The sequence below is a fragment of the Streptomyces bambusae genome, from assembly GCF_019400985.1.
GTDB lineage: Bacteria > Actinomycetota > Actinomycetes > Streptomycetales > Streptomycetaceae > Streptomyces > Streptomyces bambusae_A.
On sequence record NZ_WTFF01000025.1, the window covers coordinates 20405 to 38027 of the forward strand.

At 70.7% G+C, this 17623-nt stretch carries 13 protein-coding genes and 1 pseudogene; 9 read left to right on the plus strand and 5 right to left on the minus strand.

Annotated elements, in window-relative coordinates:
• Nucleotides 1-13 precede the first annotated feature (13 nt).
• The 7 genes from GPJ59_RS06540 to pgi all read left to right on the plus strand — a co-directional run bounded on the left by GPJ59_RS06540 (nt 14) and on the right by pgi (nt 8925).
• Entirely contained in the window at nt 14-2971 is a 2958-nt protein-coding gene (locus GPJ59_RS06540) for a M14 family metallopeptidase (RefSeq protein ID WP_219665486.1), read from the plus strand.
• A gap of 253 nt (nt 2972-3224) precedes the next feature.
• A complete protein-coding gene (gene gap / locus GPJ59_RS06545; RefSeq protein ID WP_219665487.1) occupies nt 3225-4232 on the plus strand; it encodes a type I glyceraldehyde-3-phosphate dehydrogenase in 1008 nt (335 codons plus the stop codon).
• A gap of 137 nt (nt 4233-4369) precedes the next feature.
• Nucleotides 4370-5581 carry a phosphoglycerate kinase gene (locus GPJ59_RS06550; RefSeq protein WP_219665489.1) on the plus strand — a complete coding sequence of 404 codons (1212 nt, stop codon included), beginning with the start codon at nt 4370-4372 and terminating at the stop codon, nt 5579-5581.
• A gap of 6 nt (nt 5582-5587) precedes the next feature.
• Nucleotides 5588-6364, plus strand: coding sequence for a triose-phosphate isomerase (gene tpiA, locus GPJ59_RS06555; protein WP_219665491.1), 777 nt, complete (start codon nt 5588-5590; stop codon nt 6362-6364).
• 109 nt (nt 6365-6473) lie between these two features.
• On the plus strand, nt 6474-6704 hold the full coding sequence (gene secG, locus GPJ59_RS06560; RefSeq protein ID WP_219665502.1) for a preprotein translocase subunit SecG: 231 nt from the start codon (nt 6474-6476) through the stop codon (nt 6702-6704).
• A gap of 75 nt (nt 6705-6779) precedes the next feature.
• Nucleotides 6780-7115 carry an RNA polymerase-binding protein RbpA gene (locus GPJ59_RS06565; RefSeq protein ID WP_007263454.1) on the plus strand — a complete coding sequence of 112 codons (336 nt, stop codon included), beginning with the start codon at nt 6780-6782 and terminating at the stop codon, nt 7113-7115.
• A 154-nt stretch (nt 7116-7269) separates the two neighbouring features.
• Nucleotides 7270-8925, plus strand: coding sequence for a glucose-6-phosphate isomerase (gene pgi / locus GPJ59_RS06570; RefSeq protein ID WP_219665503.1), 1656 nt, complete (start codon nt 7270-7272; stop codon nt 8923-8925).
• Nucleotides 8926-9054: 129 nt separating this feature from the next.
• Here pgi and pgl read toward each other — a convergent pair whose 3' ends face one another.
• The 5 genes from pgl to tkt form a co-directional block, all read right to left on the minus strand.
• Entirely contained in the window at nt 9055-9837 is a 783-nt protein-coding gene (gene pgl, locus GPJ59_RS06575) for a 6-phosphogluconolactonase (RefSeq protein WP_219665493.1), read from the minus strand.
• A gap of 305 nt (nt 9838-10142) precedes the next feature.
• A complete protein-coding gene (opcA, locus tag GPJ59_RS06580) occupies nt 10143-11153 on the minus strand; it encodes a glucose-6-phosphate dehydrogenase assembly protein OpcA (RefSeq protein ID WP_219665495.1) in 1011 nt (336 codons plus the stop codon).
• The gene (zwf, locus tag GPJ59_RS06585; RefSeq protein WP_219665496.1) at nt 11150-12679 is read right to left on the minus strand and encodes a glucose-6-phosphate dehydrogenase; all 1530 of its coding nucleotides are present in this window, start codon (nt 12677-12679) and stop codon (nt 11150-11152) included. Before zwf ends, opcA begins: the two co-directional genes overlap by 4 nt.
• A gap of 5 nt (nt 12680-12684) precedes the next feature.
• Nucleotides 12685-13803, minus strand: a complete 1119-nt coding sequence (tal, locus tag GPJ59_RS06590; RefSeq protein ID WP_219665498.1) for a transaldolase — start codon at nt 13801-13803, stop codon at nt 12685-12687.
• 35 nt (nt 13804-13838) lie between these two features.
• Nucleotides 13839-15944 (minus strand): transketolase, encoded by a 2106-nt coding sequence (tkt, locus tag GPJ59_RS06595; protein WP_219665499.1) that lies wholly within the window; start codon nt 15942-15944, stop codon nt 13839-13841.
• A gap of 291 nt (nt 15945-16235) precedes the next feature.
• Between tkt and GPJ59_RS06600 the strand changes: the two genes are divergently transcribed.
• Both GPJ59_RS06600 and GPJ59_RS06605 read left to right on the plus strand, forming a co-directional pair.
• Nucleotides 16236-17177, plus strand: coding sequence for a heme o synthase (locus tag GPJ59_RS06600; RefSeq protein ID WP_219665500.1), 942 nt, complete (start codon nt 16236-16238; stop codon nt 17175-17177).
• Nucleotides 17178-17201: 24 nt separating this feature from the next.
• Nucleotides 17202-17504, plus strand: a pseudogene (locus GPJ59_RS06605) (hypothetical protein); the annotation flags it as partial.
• Nucleotides 17505-17623 lie beyond the last annotated feature (119 nt).

Sequence of the window (17623 nt, forward strand, 5' to 3'; positions counted from 1 at the left end):
CCCAGGGGGGCACATGAGGCACCGCGCGAGATCGATCCTCGCCGCCAGCGCACTCGCATTAGGCTCACTGGCCGCCGTACCCGCGGCCCAGGCCCAGCCCGGCGCCGGCCGGGCCCCGGACGCCGAGGAGATCCGGGTCTACGACGCCGACATCACCAAGGAGCAGGTCCCGCTCGTCCTCGCCGCCGGCCAGGACGGGCACGAGCTCGGCGAACAGGCCCCGGAGCGGGGCACCGCGCGGGTCGAGCTCTTCCTCACCGCGGCCCAGGCCCGTGCCCTCGGCGCCCAGGGCGTCAGGCTCGCCGAGCGCACCGCGGGCGAGCCGGCCCTCACGCGCGGCAAGGCGGCCGGCGACGGCGTCTTCCGCCCCTACAGCGGCCCCGGTGGCCTCCAGCAGGAGATCGTCAGGACCGGCCAGGACAACCCGGCCCTCACCAAGGTCGTCTCCATCGGCAAGACGGTCCAGGGCAAGGACATCCTCGCCCTGAAGCTCACCAAGGACGCCCGGCAGAGCCGGGACGGCGCCAAGCCGTCCGTGCTGTACCTGTCCAACCAGCACGCCCGTGAGTGGATCACCCCGGAGATGACCCGGCGGCTGATGCACCACTACATCGACAACTACGGCAAGGACCAGCGGATCACCAAGCTGGTCGACTCCACCGAGCTGTGGTTCGTCCTCTCCGCCAACCCCGACGGCTACGACTACACCCACGCCCCCGACGGGCGGCGGCTGTGGCGCAAGAACATGCGCGACAACGACGGCGACGGCCGGATCGCCCCCGGCGACGGCGTCGACCTCAACCGCAACTTCTCGTACAAGTGGGGCTACGACAACGAGGGTTCCTCGCCGAACCCGGGCAGCGAGACCTACCGCGGCACCGCCGGCAACTCCGAGCCCGAGACCGCGGCCGTCGACCGCTTCCAGAAGCGCATCGGCTTCGAGTACGCCATCAACTACCACTCCGCCGCCGAGCTGCTGCTCTACGGGGTGGGCTGGCAGGTGGCCACCGACACCCCCGACGACGTCGCCTACAAGGCCCTGGCCGGCACCCCCGACAACCCGGCCGTGCCCGGCTACCACCCGCAGGTCTCCTCCGAGCTGTACACCACCAACGGGGACTTCGACGGCCACGCCAGCAACGTCAACGGCATCATGATGTTCACGCCGGAGATGACGACCTGCCAGACCGCCTCGGCCAGTGACCCGAACGACCGGTGGCGGCCCGAGGACTGCCCGTCCGGCTTCAACTTCCCCGACGACGAGAAGCTCGTCCAGGCGGAGTTCGCCAAGAACATCCCCTTCGCGCTCTCCGTCGCCGAGTCCGCCGCCACCCCGGACCGGCCCGTCTCCTCCCTGGGCCTGACCGCCGCGGACTTCACGCTCGACCCCTTCACCACCTCCTACGCCGCCCGCGGCCAGGACCAGCCCGTCTCGGTCACCGCCCGCAAGTCGCTGCGCGACAAGGAGCTCAACTACCGGGTCAACGGCGGGCGCGTCCACGACGAGGACCTGGAGCCCTGGCGGGGCGGCGAACGCTACGGCGGCGGCGACAACCTCTGGTTCGACGAGTACCGCGCCGAGGTCGAGGGCACTCGGCCCGGCGACAGCGTCGAGGTCTGGTTCACCGGCCGCGACCGCGCCTCCGGACGCCAGGTGTCCAGCGAGCACTTCACCTACAAGGTCGCCGACCGGCCCCGCGCCGACGTCCTGGTGATCGCCGAGGAAGGGGCCGAGGCACAGCACGCCCGGACCTACGTGGACGCGCTGCGCGCGAACGGCCGGTCCGCGGCCGTCTGGGACGTGGCCACCCGGGGCGTGCCGCACCACCTGGGCGTGCTGTCCCACTTCGGGACCGCCGTCCACTACACCGGCGCCCAGGCGCCCGGCGGCGCCACCCAGCTCGCCGTGCGCGACTTCCTCAACGAAGGCGGCAAGCTGATCGAGGCCGGCGAGCTGGCGGGCGGCAGCGCCCAGGTCGGACGGGCCGCCACCGACGACTTCAGCCAGTACTGGCTCGGTGCCTACGGGCGCAGCGGCAGCGGCGGCGCCACCGGCTTCACCGGTGCCGGCTCCCTGGCGGGCGCGGCCGGCGGGCTCGGTGACGCGGCCGGGAACCCGCTGAACACGCCGGGTTCGTTCACGGTCACCTCCGACACCCTCGGCCCGGACCGGTTCCCCCAGTTCAGGAGCGCCCAGGCCGGTTCGTACGCCGGTGTCGTGAACCCGTACGCCCCGCACGCGGGTGCCTGGATGGCCTCGGCCACCCACGCCGACGACGACTGGAAGCGCCTGGTGCGCACGATCGACCTGACCGGGGTGGCGGCGGCCGACGCGCCGCAGCTGCGGATGGCCCTGCAGTGGCACACCGAGCCCGGCTACGACCACGCGGTGCTGGAGGCCCACACGGTGGGCGGCGAGGACTGGACGACGCTGCCCGAGGCCTCGGGGCTGACCGGCAGCGCCGTGCCGGCGGAGTGCGGGGCCGGCTTCTTCATCGGCGGGCACCCGTTCCTCAAGCACTACCTGACCCTGGCCGACGGCGGCTGTACCGCCACCGGTTCCAGCGGTGCGTGGCACAGCTTCACCGGCTCCTCCGGCGGCTGGAAGCAGGTGTCCTTCGACCTCAGTGCCTACGCCGGCAAGAAGGTGGAGGTGGCGCTGTCGTCGATCACCGACCCGGGCACGGGCGGCCGCGGCGTCTTCGCGGACGACGCCGAACTCGTGATCGGCGGCGCCGAGAAGGAGCGGGAGGGTTTCGAGGCCTCCTTCGGGTCCTGGACGGTGCAGGACGCGCCGGCGGGCAGCCCCGCCGTCGCGGGGGACTGGTCCAGGACGGGGGAGCTGTTCAAGTCCTTCGCCTCCGTCACTACGCGTGACACGGTGCTCCTCGGTTTCGGACTGGAGCACGTGTCCACGCAGAAGGAACGTTCCGTACTGATCGGTAAGGCGCTCGGCTCCCTCCGCCACTGACGCCCGTAGCTACTCTCCGTAATCGATTCCGGGGGCGCCCTCAAGAGGTGGACTAGACCTCTTGGGGGCCGTCGAGGGCCGTGGAATGGCTCTTCCGCTCGTTTGTACGCCCTTCGGCACGAAGGAGCGTGAGTTTTGGGGCCGTCCGGATGTCACTCAAACGCTCACGGAGAGGTAGGGTCATAAGTGGTCGGGGACATCCCAATACAGCTCGCCGGCTGACAGACCGGCGCACCAACGAGGAGATCGGTTCGTGACGATCCGCGTAGGCATCAACGGTTTTGGCCGAATCGGCCGCAACTACTTCCGCGCTCTCCTGGAGCAGGGGGCTGACATCGAGGTCGTGGGTGTCAACGACCTGACCGACAACGCCACCCTGGTGCACCTGCTCAAGTACGACAGCATCCTCGGCCGCCTGAAGCAGGACGTGACCCACACCGACGACACCATCACCGTCGGCGGCAACACCTTCAAGACCTTCGCCGAGCGCGACCCCGCGAACCTCCCCTGGGGCGAGCTGGGCGCCGACATCGTCATCGAGTCGACCGGCATCTTCACCAAGCGCGAGGACGCCGCCAAGCACCTCGCCGCCGGCGCGAAGAAGGTCCTCATCTCGGCCCCGGCCAAGAACGAGGACATCACCATCGTGATGGGCGTCAACCAGGACAAGTACGACGCGGCCAGCCACCACGTCATCTCCAACGCCTCCTGCACCACCAACTGCGTGGCGCCGATGGCCAAGGTCCTCGACGAGAACTTCGGCATCGTCAAGGGCATGATGACGACGGTCCACGCGTACACGAACGACCAGCGCATCCTGGACTTCCCGCACTCCGACCTGCGCCGCGCCCGCGCCGCCGCGGAGAACATCATCCCCACCTCCACCGGTGCCGCCAAGGCCACCGCGCTGGTGCTCCCGCAGCTCAAGGGCAAGCTGGACGGCATCGCCATGCGCGTCCCGGTCCCCACCGGCTCCGTCACCGACCTGGTGATCGAGCTGGACCGCGAGGTCACCAAGGACGAGATCAACGCCGCCTTCCAGAAGGCCTCCGAGGGCCAGCTCCGGGGCATCCTCGACTACACCGAGGACGCGATCGTCTCCTCCGACATCGTGAACTGGCCGGCCTCCTGCACCTTCGACTCCTCCCTGACGATGGTCCAGGGCAAGCAGGTCAAGGTCGTCGGCTGGTACGACAACGAGTGGGGCTACTCCAACCGACTCGTCGACCTCACTGTCTACGTCGGCGGGCAGCTGAGCTAAGTTCCAGGCTAGGCACCAAGCGATGTGAGCACAGGGTCCGTGCAGCGCAGCGAAGCGCCGCACGGGCCCTGTGGCTTGCCTCGTCCCTCTCGCCCGGCATGGACAAAGCCCCCTACCGGGATAAGGAGCAGAACAGCATGAAGACGATCGACGAACTCCTCGCCGAGGGCGTCTCCGGCAAGCGGGTCTTCGTCCGCGCCGACCTCAACGTGCCGCTCGCCGGCGACACCATCACCGACGACGGCCGCATCCGCGCCGTCCAGCCGACCATCGCCAAGCTCGCCGAGGCCGGCGCCCGCGTGATCGTCGCCTCGCACCTCGGCCGCCCCAAGGGCGCGCCGGACCCGGCCTTCTCGCTCGCGCCCGCCGCCAAGCGGCTGGGCGAACTGCTCGGCCAGGACGTCGCCTTCGCGACCGACACCGTCGGCTCCTCGGCCAAGGAGACCGTCGCGGCCCTCACCGACGGCCAGGTCGCCGTCATCGAGAACCTGCGCTTCAACGCCGGCGAGACCGCCAAGGACGACGCCGAGCGCGGCGCCTTCGCGGACCAGCTCGCCGAGCTCGCCGACGTCTACGTCGGCGACGGATTCGGTGCCGTCCACCGCAAGCACGCCTCGGTCTTCGACCTCCCCGCGCGCCTCCCGCACGCGGCCGGCTCCCTCATCGCCACCGAGGTCGGCGTCCTGAAGCAGCTCACCGCCGACGTCAAGCGCCCGTACGTGGTCGTGCTCGGCGGCGCCAAGGTCTCCGACAAGCTCGCCGTCATCGACGAGCTGCTCGGCAAGGCCGACCGCCTGCTCATCGGCGGCGGCATGGCCTACACCTTCCTCAAGGCCAAGGGCCACGAGGTCGGCATCTCCCTCCTCCAGGAGGACCAGATCCCGACGGTGCTGGAGTACATGGCCCGCGCCGAGAAGAACGGTGTCGAGCTGGTCCTGCCGGTCGACATCCTGGCCTCGGCCGACTTCCCCGACCTCAAGGCCAAGACCCCGGCCGAGTACGTCACCGTCGACGCGGACAAGATCCCCGCCGACAAGGAGGGTCTGGACATCGGTCCGAAGACCCGTGAGCTGTACGCGTCGAAGATCGCCGACGCGGAGACCGTCTTCTGGAACGGTCCCGTGGGCGTCTTCGAGCACCCCGACTACTCCGGAGGCACGCGCGCCATCGCGCAGGCCCTCGTCGACTCCAGCGCCTTCACCGTCGTCGGCGGTGGCGACTCGGCCGCGGCCGTGCGCACGCTGGGCTTCGACGAGAACGCCTTCGGCCACATCTCGACCGGCGGCGGCGCCAGCCTCGAATACCTCGAGGGCAAGACGCTCCCCGGCCTCGCCGCACTGGAGGACTGAACAACAGTGAGCTCTCGTACCCCGCTCATGGCGGGCAACTGGAAGATGAACCTCAACCACCTCGAGGCCATCGCACACGTCCAGAAGCTCGCCTTCGCCCTCGCCGACAAGGACTACGACGCGGTCGAGGTGGCGGTCCTGCCGCCCTTCACCGACCTGCGTTCGGTCCAGACCCTCGTCGACGGCGACAAGCTGAAGATCAAGTACGGCGCCCAGGACCTCTCGGCGCACGACTCCGGCGCGTACACCGGTGAGATCTCCGGCCCCATGCTGGCCAAGCTGAACTGCACGTACGTGGCCGTCGGCCACAGCGAGCGCCGCCAGTACCACGGCGAGACCGACGAGATCTGCAACGCCAAGGTCAAGGCTGCGTATCGGCACGGGATCACCCCGATCCTGTGCGTCGGCGAGGGCCTGGACGTCCGCAAGGCCGGCAACCAGGTCGCCCACACCCTGGCGCAGGTCGACGGCGGCCTCAAGGACGTCCCGGCCGCGCAGGCCGAGACGATCGTGATCGCGTACGAGCCCGTCTGGGCGATCGGCACCGGCGAGGTCGCCACCCCCGAGGACGCCCAGGAGGTCTGCGGGGCGATCCGCGGCCGGCTGGCGCAGCTGTACTCCCAGGAGCTGGCCGACAAGGTCCGCATCCAGTACGGCGGCTCCGTGAAGGCCGGCAACATCGCCGCGATCATGGCCCAGCCCGACGTGGACGGCGCCCTGGTCGGCGGTGCCGCGCTGGACTCCGACGAGTTCGTCAAGATCGTCCGCTTCCGCGACCAGTGAGTATGCGGTAGGGCGGATCCGTCGTACCCTTGCGGGGGCCGGGTGGGCTGCAGTGTCAGTCGCCAGGCCCCCGCGCCACTATCCAAGGAAGTAGGGTCCAGCCGTGATTATGGGGTTCTCGATCGCCCTGATCGTCTTCAGCCTGCTGCTCATGCTGCTGGTGCTGATGCACAAGGGCAAGGGCGGCGGCCTCTCCGACATGTTCGGTGGCGGCATGCAGTCCTCGGTCGGCGGCTCCTCGGTCGCCGAGCGCAACCTCGACCGGATCACCGTCGTGGTCGGTCTGCTGTGGTTCGCCTGCATTGTCGCCCTCGGCCTCCTGATGAAGACCAGCAGCTGACCCCAACTCGGGTACAGCGACGCGGTACGCGGTACACTCGCGCTTCGCGGCACCATCACGCAGGGAGTTACGACCGTGGCAAGTGGCAACGCGATCCGTGGAAGTCGGGTCGGAGCGGGGCCGATGGGTGAGGCCGAGCGCGGCGAGTCCGCTCCGCGCCTGCGCATCTCCTTCTGGTGCTCCAACGGGCACGAGACCCAGCCGAGCTTCGCCAGCGACGCGCAGGTTCCGGACACCTGGGACTGCCCCCGCTGCGGGTTCCCGGCCGGCCAGGACCGGGACAACCCCCCGGCACCGCCGCGCACCGAGCCGTACAAGACGCACCTCGCGTACGTCCGTGAGCGGCGCACCGACGCCGACGGCGAGGCGATCCTCGCGGAGGCGCTCGCCAAGCTCCGCGGCGAGATCTGACCGCGCACGTCCGCGCGTACGACCGACGGCCCGGCCCCGTGGGAGACCTCTCCCGCGGGGCCGGGCCGCTTTGTGTCCGCCTGCGCCCTTTGCATCCCTTAGGTTGGTCACCGGCGGGGCACAACAGGACGGAAGAAGTGGGTTGATGTCCGAGATGAACGCAGACGGCCGCAGGAGCAGGCTGAACCGGACGCCCGAGTGGCTGGCCCTCGGCAAGCACCGCGAGGAGCTGGGGCAGACGCACCTGCGGGAGCTGTTCGCGGCGGACCCGGGCCGCGGCACCGGCTACACCCTGCAGGTCGGCGACCTGCACATCGACTACTCGAAGCACCTCGTGACCGACGAGACGCTCACGCTGCTGCGGGAGCTGGCGGCGGCGACGGGCGTGGCGGAACTGCGGGACGCCATGTTCCGCGGCGAGAAGATCAACACGACCGAGGGGCGGGCGGTCCTGCACACCGCGCTGCGCGCCGCCCCGGACACGGTCGTCGAGGTGGACGGCGAGAACGTGGTCCCGGGCGTCCACGCCGTGCTCGACAAGATGGCCGGCTTCGCCGACCGGGTCCGCTCGGGGGAGTGGCTCGGCTTCACCGGCCGGCGCATCAGGAACGTGGTCAACGTCGGCATCGGCGGCTCCGACCTGGGCCCGGCGATGGCCTACGAGGCGCTGCGCTCCTTCACCGACCGGGATCTGACGGTGCGGTTCGTCTCCAACGTGGACGGGGCCGACCTGTACGAGGCGGTGCGGGACCTGGACCCGGCCGAGACGCTCTTCGTCATCGCCTCGAAGACCTTCACCACGATCGAGACCATCACCAACGCCACCTCGGCGCGCACGTGGCTGCTGGAGGGTCTCGGCGGCGACCAAGGGGCGGTGGCACGGCACTTCGTCGCCCTCTCCACCAACGAGGAGAAGGTCGCGGAGTTCGGCATCGACCCGGCCAACATGTTCGAGTTCTGGGACTGGGTCGGCGGCCGCTACTCCTTCGACTCGGCGATCGGCCTCTCGCTGATGGTCGCGATCGGCCCGGACGCCTTCCGGGAGCTGCTCGCCGGCTTCCGCACGGTGGACGAGCACTTCCGCACCGCCCCGCCGGAGCAGAACGGCCCGCTGCTGCTGGGCCTGTTGGGCATCTGGTACGGCGCATTCTTCGATGCGCAGTCGCACGCCGTGCTGCCGTACAGCCACTACCTCTCCCGCTTCACGGCGTACTTGCAGCAGCTGGACATGGAGTCCAACGGCAAGTCGGTGGACCGGGACGGCAGTCCGGTGGACTGGCAGACCGGCCCGGTGGTCTGGGGCACCCCCGGCACCAACGGCCAGCACGCCTACTACCAGCTGATCCACCAGGGCACGAAGACGATCCCCGCGGACTTCATCGGCTTCGCCCGCCCGGTACCGGTGCTGCCGACGGGGCTCGCCGCCCAGCACGACCTGCTGATGGCGAACTTCTTCGCCCAGACGCAGGCGCTGGCCTTCGGCAAGACCCCCGAGGAGGTCCGGGCGGAGGGCGTCCCGGAGGAGCTGGTGCCGCACAAGACCTTCCGCGGCAACCACCCGACCACCACCGTCCTGGCCCCGGAGCTGACCCCCTCGGTGCTGGGCCAGCTGATCGCGCTGTACGAGCACAAGGTGTTCGTCCAGGGCGCGGTGTGGAACATCGACTCCTTCGACCAGTGGGGCGTCGAGCTCGGCAAGGTGCTCGCCAAGCGGGTGGAGCCGGCCCTGACGGAGGGCGCGGCGGTCGAGGGCCTCGACGCGTCCACGAAGGCGCTGGTGGACGTCTACCGCACGCTGCGCGGCCGCTGAGCGGCCGCCGGGCCCTGAGCGCGCCGATGCGGTGACCTGACGCCGAAGCGCCCCGTTCGCGGTCTGCGGAACGGGGCGCTTCGTGCTGCTCGTGCTGCTCGTGCTGCTCGACCGTGCGGTGCCGGGGTGTCAGGAGAGCGCCGGCGGGTACATCGCCGTCGGCAGCTTCGCGGCCGCGGCCCGGTCCAGCAGCCACAGCGTGCGCGTGCGCCCGTACGCGGCCGCAGCCGGCGCCTGGACCTCGCCCGCCCCGCCGAGCGCGATGGCGACCGCGCCGGCCTTGTCCTCGCCGGCCGCGAGCAGCCACACCTCGCGGGCGGCCCGGATGGTCGGCAGGGTGAGCGAGACCCGGGTGGGCGGCGGCTTGGGCGCGCCGTGCACGCCGACCACCGTGCGCTCGGTCTCGCGCACCGCCGGGTGCTCGGGGAACAGGCTCGCCACGTGCGTGTCGGGGCCGACGCCGAGCATCAGCACGTCGAAGCAGGGCACGGGGCCGTGGTCCTCGGGGGTCGCGGCCCGGGCCAGCTCCGCGGCGTACGCGGCGGCCGCGGCGTCCACGTCGGGCCCGTACGGGCCGTCCGAGGCGGGCATGGCGTGCACCCGCGCGGGGTCGAGCGGTACGGCGTCCAGCAGGGCCGCGCGGGCCTGCGTGACGTTGCGCTCGGGGTCCTCGGCGGGCAGGTACCGCTCGTCACCCCACCACAGGTCCAGCCGGCTCCAGTCCACCGCGTCCCGCGCGGGCGCGGCGGCCAGCGCGGCGAGCAGGGCGTTGCCGTTGCGGCCGCCGGTCAGCACGACGGACGCGGTGCCGCGGGCCGCCTGGGCGTCCACGACCTTGGTGATGAGCCGGGCTGCGGCGGCTTGCGCCATCAGCTCCTTGTCCCGGTGGACGACGACCTGAGGTGTCGTCATGCCCATGGCTTTGCCGCCTTCTTGCTCGTACGGAGGGTGGTACGCGGCGCGGTGCCGCTGCGCGGGGCCTTTCCCCTACCCGCCCCTTCCCGAAACCGGGGCTCCGCCCCGGACCCCGTTCCGTGCGCTCCGCGCCCGGTGCGCTCAAACGCCGCGCGGGCTGGAAAATCCAGCCCCGCCGGCGTTTGAGGCGCGGGGGTCCGGGGGCGGAGCCCCCGGGAACGGGAAGGGGCGGGGAGGGGAAGAGCCCCGCAGGGCCCGGCGGAGGCGACCCGGGAGGGGGGCCGGGCTCCGCCGGGCGGGGGTCACTTCGCCGTGGCCTTGCGGGCCGGCTTCGGCTTCGCCGCCGGAGCCTCGGCCGCCTCGGCCGGCGCGGCAGAGGCAGACGCAGACGCCGCGAGGCGCGAAACCCCGAACTTCAACGCGGACGCATACGTGTTGTCCGGGTCCAACCGCCGCAGCTCCTCCGCCAACAGCTCCGCCGTCTCCCGCCGCTTCAGCGCCACAGCCCGATCCGGCTGCCCCGGCATCCGCAGCGTCGCCAGGCCGCCGTCCGCCCGGTCCAGGACGACCGCGCCCTCCTTGGTCTCCAGCCGGACCGAGGTCAGGCCGGGGCCGTTCGAGGGCTTGCGTTCGACGGGGACGTGGAGGCGGTCCGCCAGCCACATGGCCAGCAGCTCGCAGCTGGGGTTGTCCTCCTCGCCCTCGACCGTCGCCGAGACGATCGAGACCCGCTGCTGGTCCAGCGCCGCCGCCAGCATGGAGCGCCAGGGCGTGATCCGGGTCCAGGACAGGTCCGTGTCGCCGGGCGCGTACGCCGCGGCCCGCCCGGACAGCGCCGCGAGCGGGTCCTCGGCCGCGTACGTGTCCGTGATCCGGCGCTGGCCCAGCGCCCCGAGCGGGTCGCCCGCCAGGTCCGCGGGGGAGAACTCCGGCCACCAGACGACCACGGGGGCGTCGGGCAGCAGGAGGGGGAGGACCACCGACTGCGCGTGGTCGACCAGTTCGCCGTGCAGTCGCAGGACAACCGTTTCCCCGGTGCCCGCGTCCGCCCCGACCCGGATCTCCGCGTCCAGCCGCGCGTCGCGCCGGCTGCGCGGCGAACGGCTGACCCGCTTGATCACGACCAGGATCCGCGAGGGGTGCTCGTGGGAGGCGTCGTAGGCCGACTTGAGCGCGTCGTACGCGTTCTCCTCGTCGGTCACGATGACCAGCGTCAGCACCATGCCGATGGCCGGCGTGCCGATGTCCCGGCGCGCCTGTACGAGCGCCGAGTTGATCTTGCTGGAGGTGGTCTCCGTGAGATCGATCTTCATGGCCGGCGCCAGCTCCGTCCGTCTCGTGCGAGCATCTCGTCCGCCTCGACCGGCCCCCAGGTACCCGCCGCGTACTGGGCGGGCTTGCCGTGCTTGTCCCAGTACTCCTCGATCGGGTCGAGGATGTTCCAGGAGAGCTCGACCTCCTGGTGGCGCGGGAAGAGGTTCGCGTCACCGAGCAGCACGTCGAGGATGAGGCGCTCGTAGGCCTCCGGGCTCGACTCCGTGAAGGACTCGCCGTAGGCGAAGTCCATCGTCACGTCCCGGACCTCCATCGAGGTGCCCGGGACCTTGGAGCCGAACCGCACCGTGACGCCCTCGTCCGGCTGGACCCGGATGACCAGGGCGTTCTGCCCCAGCTCCTCGGTCGCGCCCGATTCGAACGGCAGGTAGGGGGCCCGCTTGAAGACCACCGCGATCTCCGTCACCCGGCGGCCCAGGCGCTTGCCCGTGCGCAGGTAGAAGGGGACGCCCGCCCAGCGGCGGTTGTTGATCTCCAGCCGGATCGCCGCGTAGGTGTCGGTCTTCGACCTGGGGTCGATGCCGTCCTCTTCGAGGTAGCCGACGACCTTCTCGCCGCCCTGCCACGCCGAGGTGTACTGCGCGCGCACGGTGTGCTTGCCCAGGTCCTCGGGGATCTCGACGGCGCTCAGCACCTTCAGCTTCTCCGCCACCAGCGCCTTGGGGTGGAAGGAGCCCGGCTCCTCCATCGCGGTCAGCGCGAGCAGCTGGAGCAGGTGGTTCTGGATGACGTCACGGGCGGCACCGATGCCGTCGTAGTAGCCGGCCCGGCCGCCGATGCCGATGTCCTCGGCCATGGTGATCTGCACGTGGTCGACGTACGACCGGTTCCAGATCGGCTCGAACATCGTGTTGGCGAAGCGCAGCGCCAGGATGTTCTGGACGGTCTCCTTGCCGAGGTAGTGGTCGATACGGAAGACCTCGTCACGGGGGAAGACCTCGTGGACGACCTTGTTGAGCTCCTCGGCGCTCTTCAGGTCGTGCCCGAAGGGCTTCTCGATGACGGCGCGCCGCCACGAGCCCTCCTTCTGGGCCAGGCCGTGGTCCTTGAGCTGCTGCACGACCTTGGGGAAGAACTTCGGCGGCACGGACAGGTAGAAGGCGAAGTTGCCGCCCGTGCCCTGTGCCTTGTCGAGCTCCTCGATGGTCGCCTTCAGCGTCTCGAACGCCTGGTCGTCGCCGAAGTCGCCCTGCACGAACCGGCAGCCCTGCACCAGCTGCTGCCAGACCTCTTCCCGGAACGGCGTGCGCGCGTGCTGCTTGACGGCCTCGTACACCTCCTGGGCGAAGTCCTCGTGCTCCCACTCCCGACGGGCGAAGCCGATCAGCGAGAAGCCCGGCGGCAGCAGGCCGCGGTTCGCCAGGTCGTAGACCGCGGGCATCAGCTTCTTGCGCGACAGGTCACCCGTAACGCCGAAAATGACCAGGCCGGACGGCCCCGCGATGCGCGGGAGCCGCCGGTCCTGTGCGTCACGAAGCGGGTTGGTCGCTCCGTTCCCAGACAAGGTGTTCAGGCCTCCGTGGGGGCGAGGCGCTCGAGCTCCGCCTCGGTCGACTTCAGCAGGTCGTTCCAGGACGCCTCGAACTTCTCGACGCCCTCGTCCTCGAGCAGCTGGACGACATCGTCGTACGAGATGCCGAGCCGCGCGACCGCGGCGAGCTCCTCGCGGGACCGGTCGTACGTGCCGCGGATGGTGTCGCCGGTGATCACGCCGTGGTCGGCGGTGGCCTCCAGGGTGGCCTCCGGCATGGTGTTCACCGTGCCCGGGGCGACCAGGTCGTCCACGTACAGGGTGTCCTTGTACGCCGGGTCCTTGACGCCGGTCGAGGCCCACAGCGGACGCTGCTTGTTGGCCTGCGCCTTGTCCAGGGCGGCCCAGCGCTCCGAGCCGAACACCTCTTCGTACGCCTCGTAGGCCAGCCGGGCGTTGGCGAGCGCCGCCTTGCCCTTGAGGGCCTTGGCCTCGTCGGTGCCGATGCCGTCCAGGCGCTTGTCGATCTCGGTGTCCACGCGGGACACGAAGAAGGAGGCCACCGAGTGGATCTTGGAGAGGTCCAGGCCCGCGGCCTTGGCCTTCTCCAGGCCCGCCAGGTAGGCGTCCATGACCTCGCGGTAGCGCTCCAGCGAGAAGATCAGCGTCACGTTGACGCTGATGCCCTTGCCGATGACCTCGGTGATCGCCGGCAGGCCGGCCTTGGTCGCCGGGATCTTGATCAGGGTGTTCGGGCGGTCCACCAGCCAGGCCAGCTGCTTGGCCTCGGCGATCGTCGCCGTGGTGTCGTGCGCCAGACGGGGGTCCACCTCGATGGAGACCCGGCCGTCCTGGCCGTCGCTCGCGTCGAAGACCGGGCGCAGGATGTCGGCGGCGTCGCGGACGTCCGCCGTCGTGATCATGCGGATGGCCTCGTCCACGGTGACCTTGCGGGCCGCGAGGTCGGCGAGCTGCCGGCCGTAGCCCTCACCGCCGCTGATGGCCTTCTGGAAGATCGCCGGGTTGGTGGTGACACCGACCACGTGGGACTGGTCGATCAGCTCCGCCAGGTTGCCGGACGTGATGCGCTTGCGGGACAGGTCGTCCAGCCAGATCGCCACGCCTTCGTCGGAGAGGCGCTTGAGTGCGTCTGTCATGGGAATTGCATCTCCTACTTGGTTCTCGTACCGGCTCAGCGCGCGGCGGCTTCGGTCCCACGCGTTGCGTCGAGGGAGGACTTCGCGGCTGCGGTCACGGCCTCGGCGGTCAGGCCGAACTCGCGGAACAGCACGTTGCCGTCGGCGGAGGCGCCGAAGTGCTCCAGCGACACGATCCGGCCGGCGTCGCCGACGTAACGCTGCCAGGTCAGCCCGATGCCCGCCTCGACCGCGACTCGCGCCTTCACGGACGGCGGCAGCACGCTGTCCTTGTATTCCTGGTCCTGCTCCTCGAACCACTCCACGGACGGCATCGAGACCACGCGGGCCGGGATGCCCTCGGCCTGCAGCGCCTCGCGCGCGGCGACGGCGAGCTGGACCTCGGAGCCGGTGCCGATGAGGACGACCTGGGCGTCGCCGCCCTCGGCCTCGAACAGCACGTAGCCGCCCTTGGCCGTGTTCTCGTTCGGCGCGTACGTCGGCACGCCCTGGCGGGTGAGCGCCAGACCGTGCGGGGCGCCCTTGCCGAAGACCTTCGTGTGGCGCCTGAGGATCTCGCGCCAGGCGAGGGCCGTCTCGTTCGCGTCGGCCGGCCGGACGATGTTCAGGCCCGGGATCGCGCGCAGCGACGCCAGGTGCTCGACCGGCTGGTGGGTCGGGCCGTCCTCGCCCAGGCCGATGGAGTCGTGCGTCCACACGTACGTCACCGGCAGGTGCATCAGGGCCGACAGGCGCACCGCGTTGCGCATGTAGTCGGAGAACACCAGGAAGGTGCCGCCGTAGATACGGGTGTGGCCGTGCAGCGCGATGCCGTTCATCTCCGCGGCCATGGCGTGCTCGCGGATGCCGTAGTGGATGGTGCGGCCGTACGGGTCGGCCTCCGGCAGCGGGTTGTCCTTCGGCAGGAACGAGGAGTTCTTGTCGATGGTGGTGTTGTTGGAGCCGGCCAGGTCGGCCGAGCCGCCCCACAGCTCCGGGATCACCGCGCCGAGCGCCTGGAGCACCTTGCCGGAGGCCGCGCGGGTGGCGACGCCCTTGCCGGGCTCGAAGACGGGGAGCTTCTCCTCCCAGCCCGCGGGCAGCTCGCCCGCCTGGATCCGGTCGAACTCGGCGGCGCGCTGCGGGTTGGCGGTGCGCCAGGCGGAGAGGTCCTTCTCCCACGCGGCGCGGGCCTCGCGGCCGCGGTCGACCGCCTTGCGGGTGTGCGCGATGACCTCGTCGGAGACCTCGAAGGTCTGCTCCGGGTCGAAGCCCAGGACGCGCTTGGTGGCGGCCACCTCGTCGTCGCCGAGCGCCGAGCCGTGCGCGGCCTCGGTGTTCTGCGCGTGCGGGGCCGGCCAGGCGATGATCGAGCGGGCGGCGATGAAGGACGGGCGCTCCGTCTCGGCCTTGGCGGCGAGCAGCGCCTCGTACAGCGCCACGGGGTCGAGGTCGCCGTTCTCCTGCTGCGCGACGCGCTGCACGTGCCAGCCGTACGCCTCGTAGCGCTTGACGGTGTCCTCGGAGACGGCCGTCTCCGTGTCGCCCTCGATGGAGATGTGGTTGTCGTCCCAGAGGAGGACGAGGTTGCCGAGCTTCTGGTGGCCGGCCATTGCGGACGCCTCGTGGGAGATGCCCTCCTGGAGGCAGCCGTCACCCGCGACGGCGTAGACCATGTGGTCGAACGGGGAGGTGCCGGGGGCGGCCTCCGGGTCGAACAGGCCGCGCTCGTAGCGGGCGGCCATGGCCATGCCCACCGCGTTGGCGATGCCCTGGCCGAGCGGACCGGTGGTGGTCTCGACGCCGGCGGTGTGGCCGTACTCCGGGTGGCCCGGGGTCTTCGAGCCCCAGGTGCGGAACGCCTTGAGGTCGTCCAGCTCCAGGCCGAAGCCGCCGAGGTACAGCTGGGTGTACAGGGTCAGGGACGAGTGGCCGGCGGAGAGCACGAAACGGTCGCGGCCCACCCACTCCGGGTCTGCCGGGTCGTGGCGCATCACCTTCTGGAAGAGGGTGTACGCGGCGGGGGCCAGGCTCATGGCCGTGCCCGGGTGGCCGTTCCCGACCTTCTGCACCGCGTCAGCGGCCAGGATGCGGGCGGTGTCCACGGCCCGCTGGTCCAGTTCGGTCCAGTCGAGCTCTGTGCTGGTCGGCTTGGTGCTCACCGTGGGTCAGGGCTCCTCTCCACATGTCTGTTCTCCCCGGTGACGAACGGGCCACCGGCGCGATTCCGAGCCTACCCTCGCCGGGACGCGCAGCTATTCGAGTGCGTGCAGCCTGTCACGACCTTGCCACGTCCGCTTTGCCCGCCGGACGGGCGCGCGGCACTCGGCCCAACACGTGCCGACCCCGGCGCAGGGCGGGGTGAGGACAACGTCTAGAGTGGCGTGGTACGCGCAAGCTTTTGCCGGGGTTTCAGGCCCGGGAGCTTGCTGGATTCTCTGTCAGGGGTGTGCGTGACGGCCGTCGAATCCCGTCCAGCGGGGGTACTCGGGACGACCCGCGGTCACCGGCCGTTCGGGGCCCGGGTCATGGCTTTCGTGGCTTTGACCAAGCCGCGGATCATCGAACTTCTGCTGATCACCACAGTCCCGGTGATGTTCCTCGCCGAGCAGGGCGTCCCGTCGCTGTGGCTGGTTCTCGCCACATGCACCGGCGGCTACCTGTCGGCCGGCGGCGCCAACGCGCTGAACATGTACATCGACCGCGACATCGACGCGCTGATGGACCGCACCGCGCAGCGGCCGCTGGTGACCGGGATGGTCAGCCCGCGCGAGTGCATGGCCTTCGGCATCACCCTGGGCATCGTCTCCACGGTGTGGTTCGGACTGCTCGTCAACTGGCTGTCGGCCGCCCTCGCCCTCGGCGCGCTCCTCTTCTACGTCGTCGTCTACACGATGCTGCTGAAGCGGCGCACCACCCAGAACATCGTCTGGGGCGGCATCGCCGGCTGCATGCCCGTGCTCATCGGCTGGTCCTCGGTCAAGAACGAGGTCTCCTGGGCCGCCGTCATCCTCTTCCTCGTCATCTTCTTCTGGACGCCGCCGCACTACTGGCCGCTGTCGATGAAGGTGAAGGAGGACTACGCGCGCGTCGGCGTGCCGATGCTCCCGGTGGTGGCCGGCAACAAGGCCGTGGCCCGGCAGATCGTCCTCTACAGCTGGGTGATGGTCGGGGTCTCGCTGCTGCTCCAGCCGCTCGGTTTCACCGGCTGGTTCTACACGGTGGTCGCGCTGACGGCCGGCGGCTGGTGGCTGTGGGAGGCGCACGCGCTCCAGGCGCGCGCGAAGGCGGGCGTGACGGGCGCGAAGCTCAAGGAGATGCGCCTGTTCCACTGGTCGATCACGTACGTGTCGCTGCTGTTCGTGGCGGTGGCCGTGGATCCCTTCCTCCGCTGATTACTCGCCGGTAGCATCTGCTGTATGGCAGACACCAAGCAGGAGCGCACCGCGGCGAAGCTCGCCAAGCAGATCGGCGCCTTTTCCCAGCAGCACGGCGGCGCCGAGGGGCAGCTCGCCTACATCGGCCAGGCGGGCACCCGGATCGTGCTCGTCGGATCGGACGGCGGCTGGGGCGACCTCGTCGCCCCGTCGCACGAGGTGGCGAAGCTGGCGGCCGAGAAGGCCGGGCTGACCCTCCACGACGAGTTCGACGGCGACTTCGCGGCGAAGGTGCGCACCGGGCCGTACGAGTGGAAGCGCATGGCGGGCATCCAGCTCGGCGGCACCCAGGGCGAGCCGGCGGCCACCGCGGCGGAGCCGGAGCCCGTGCCGGAGCCGGAGCCGGTGGTCGAGCCCGAGCCCGAGCCGGAGCCGGCCGCCGAAGCCGCGCCGAAGGCCGAGCC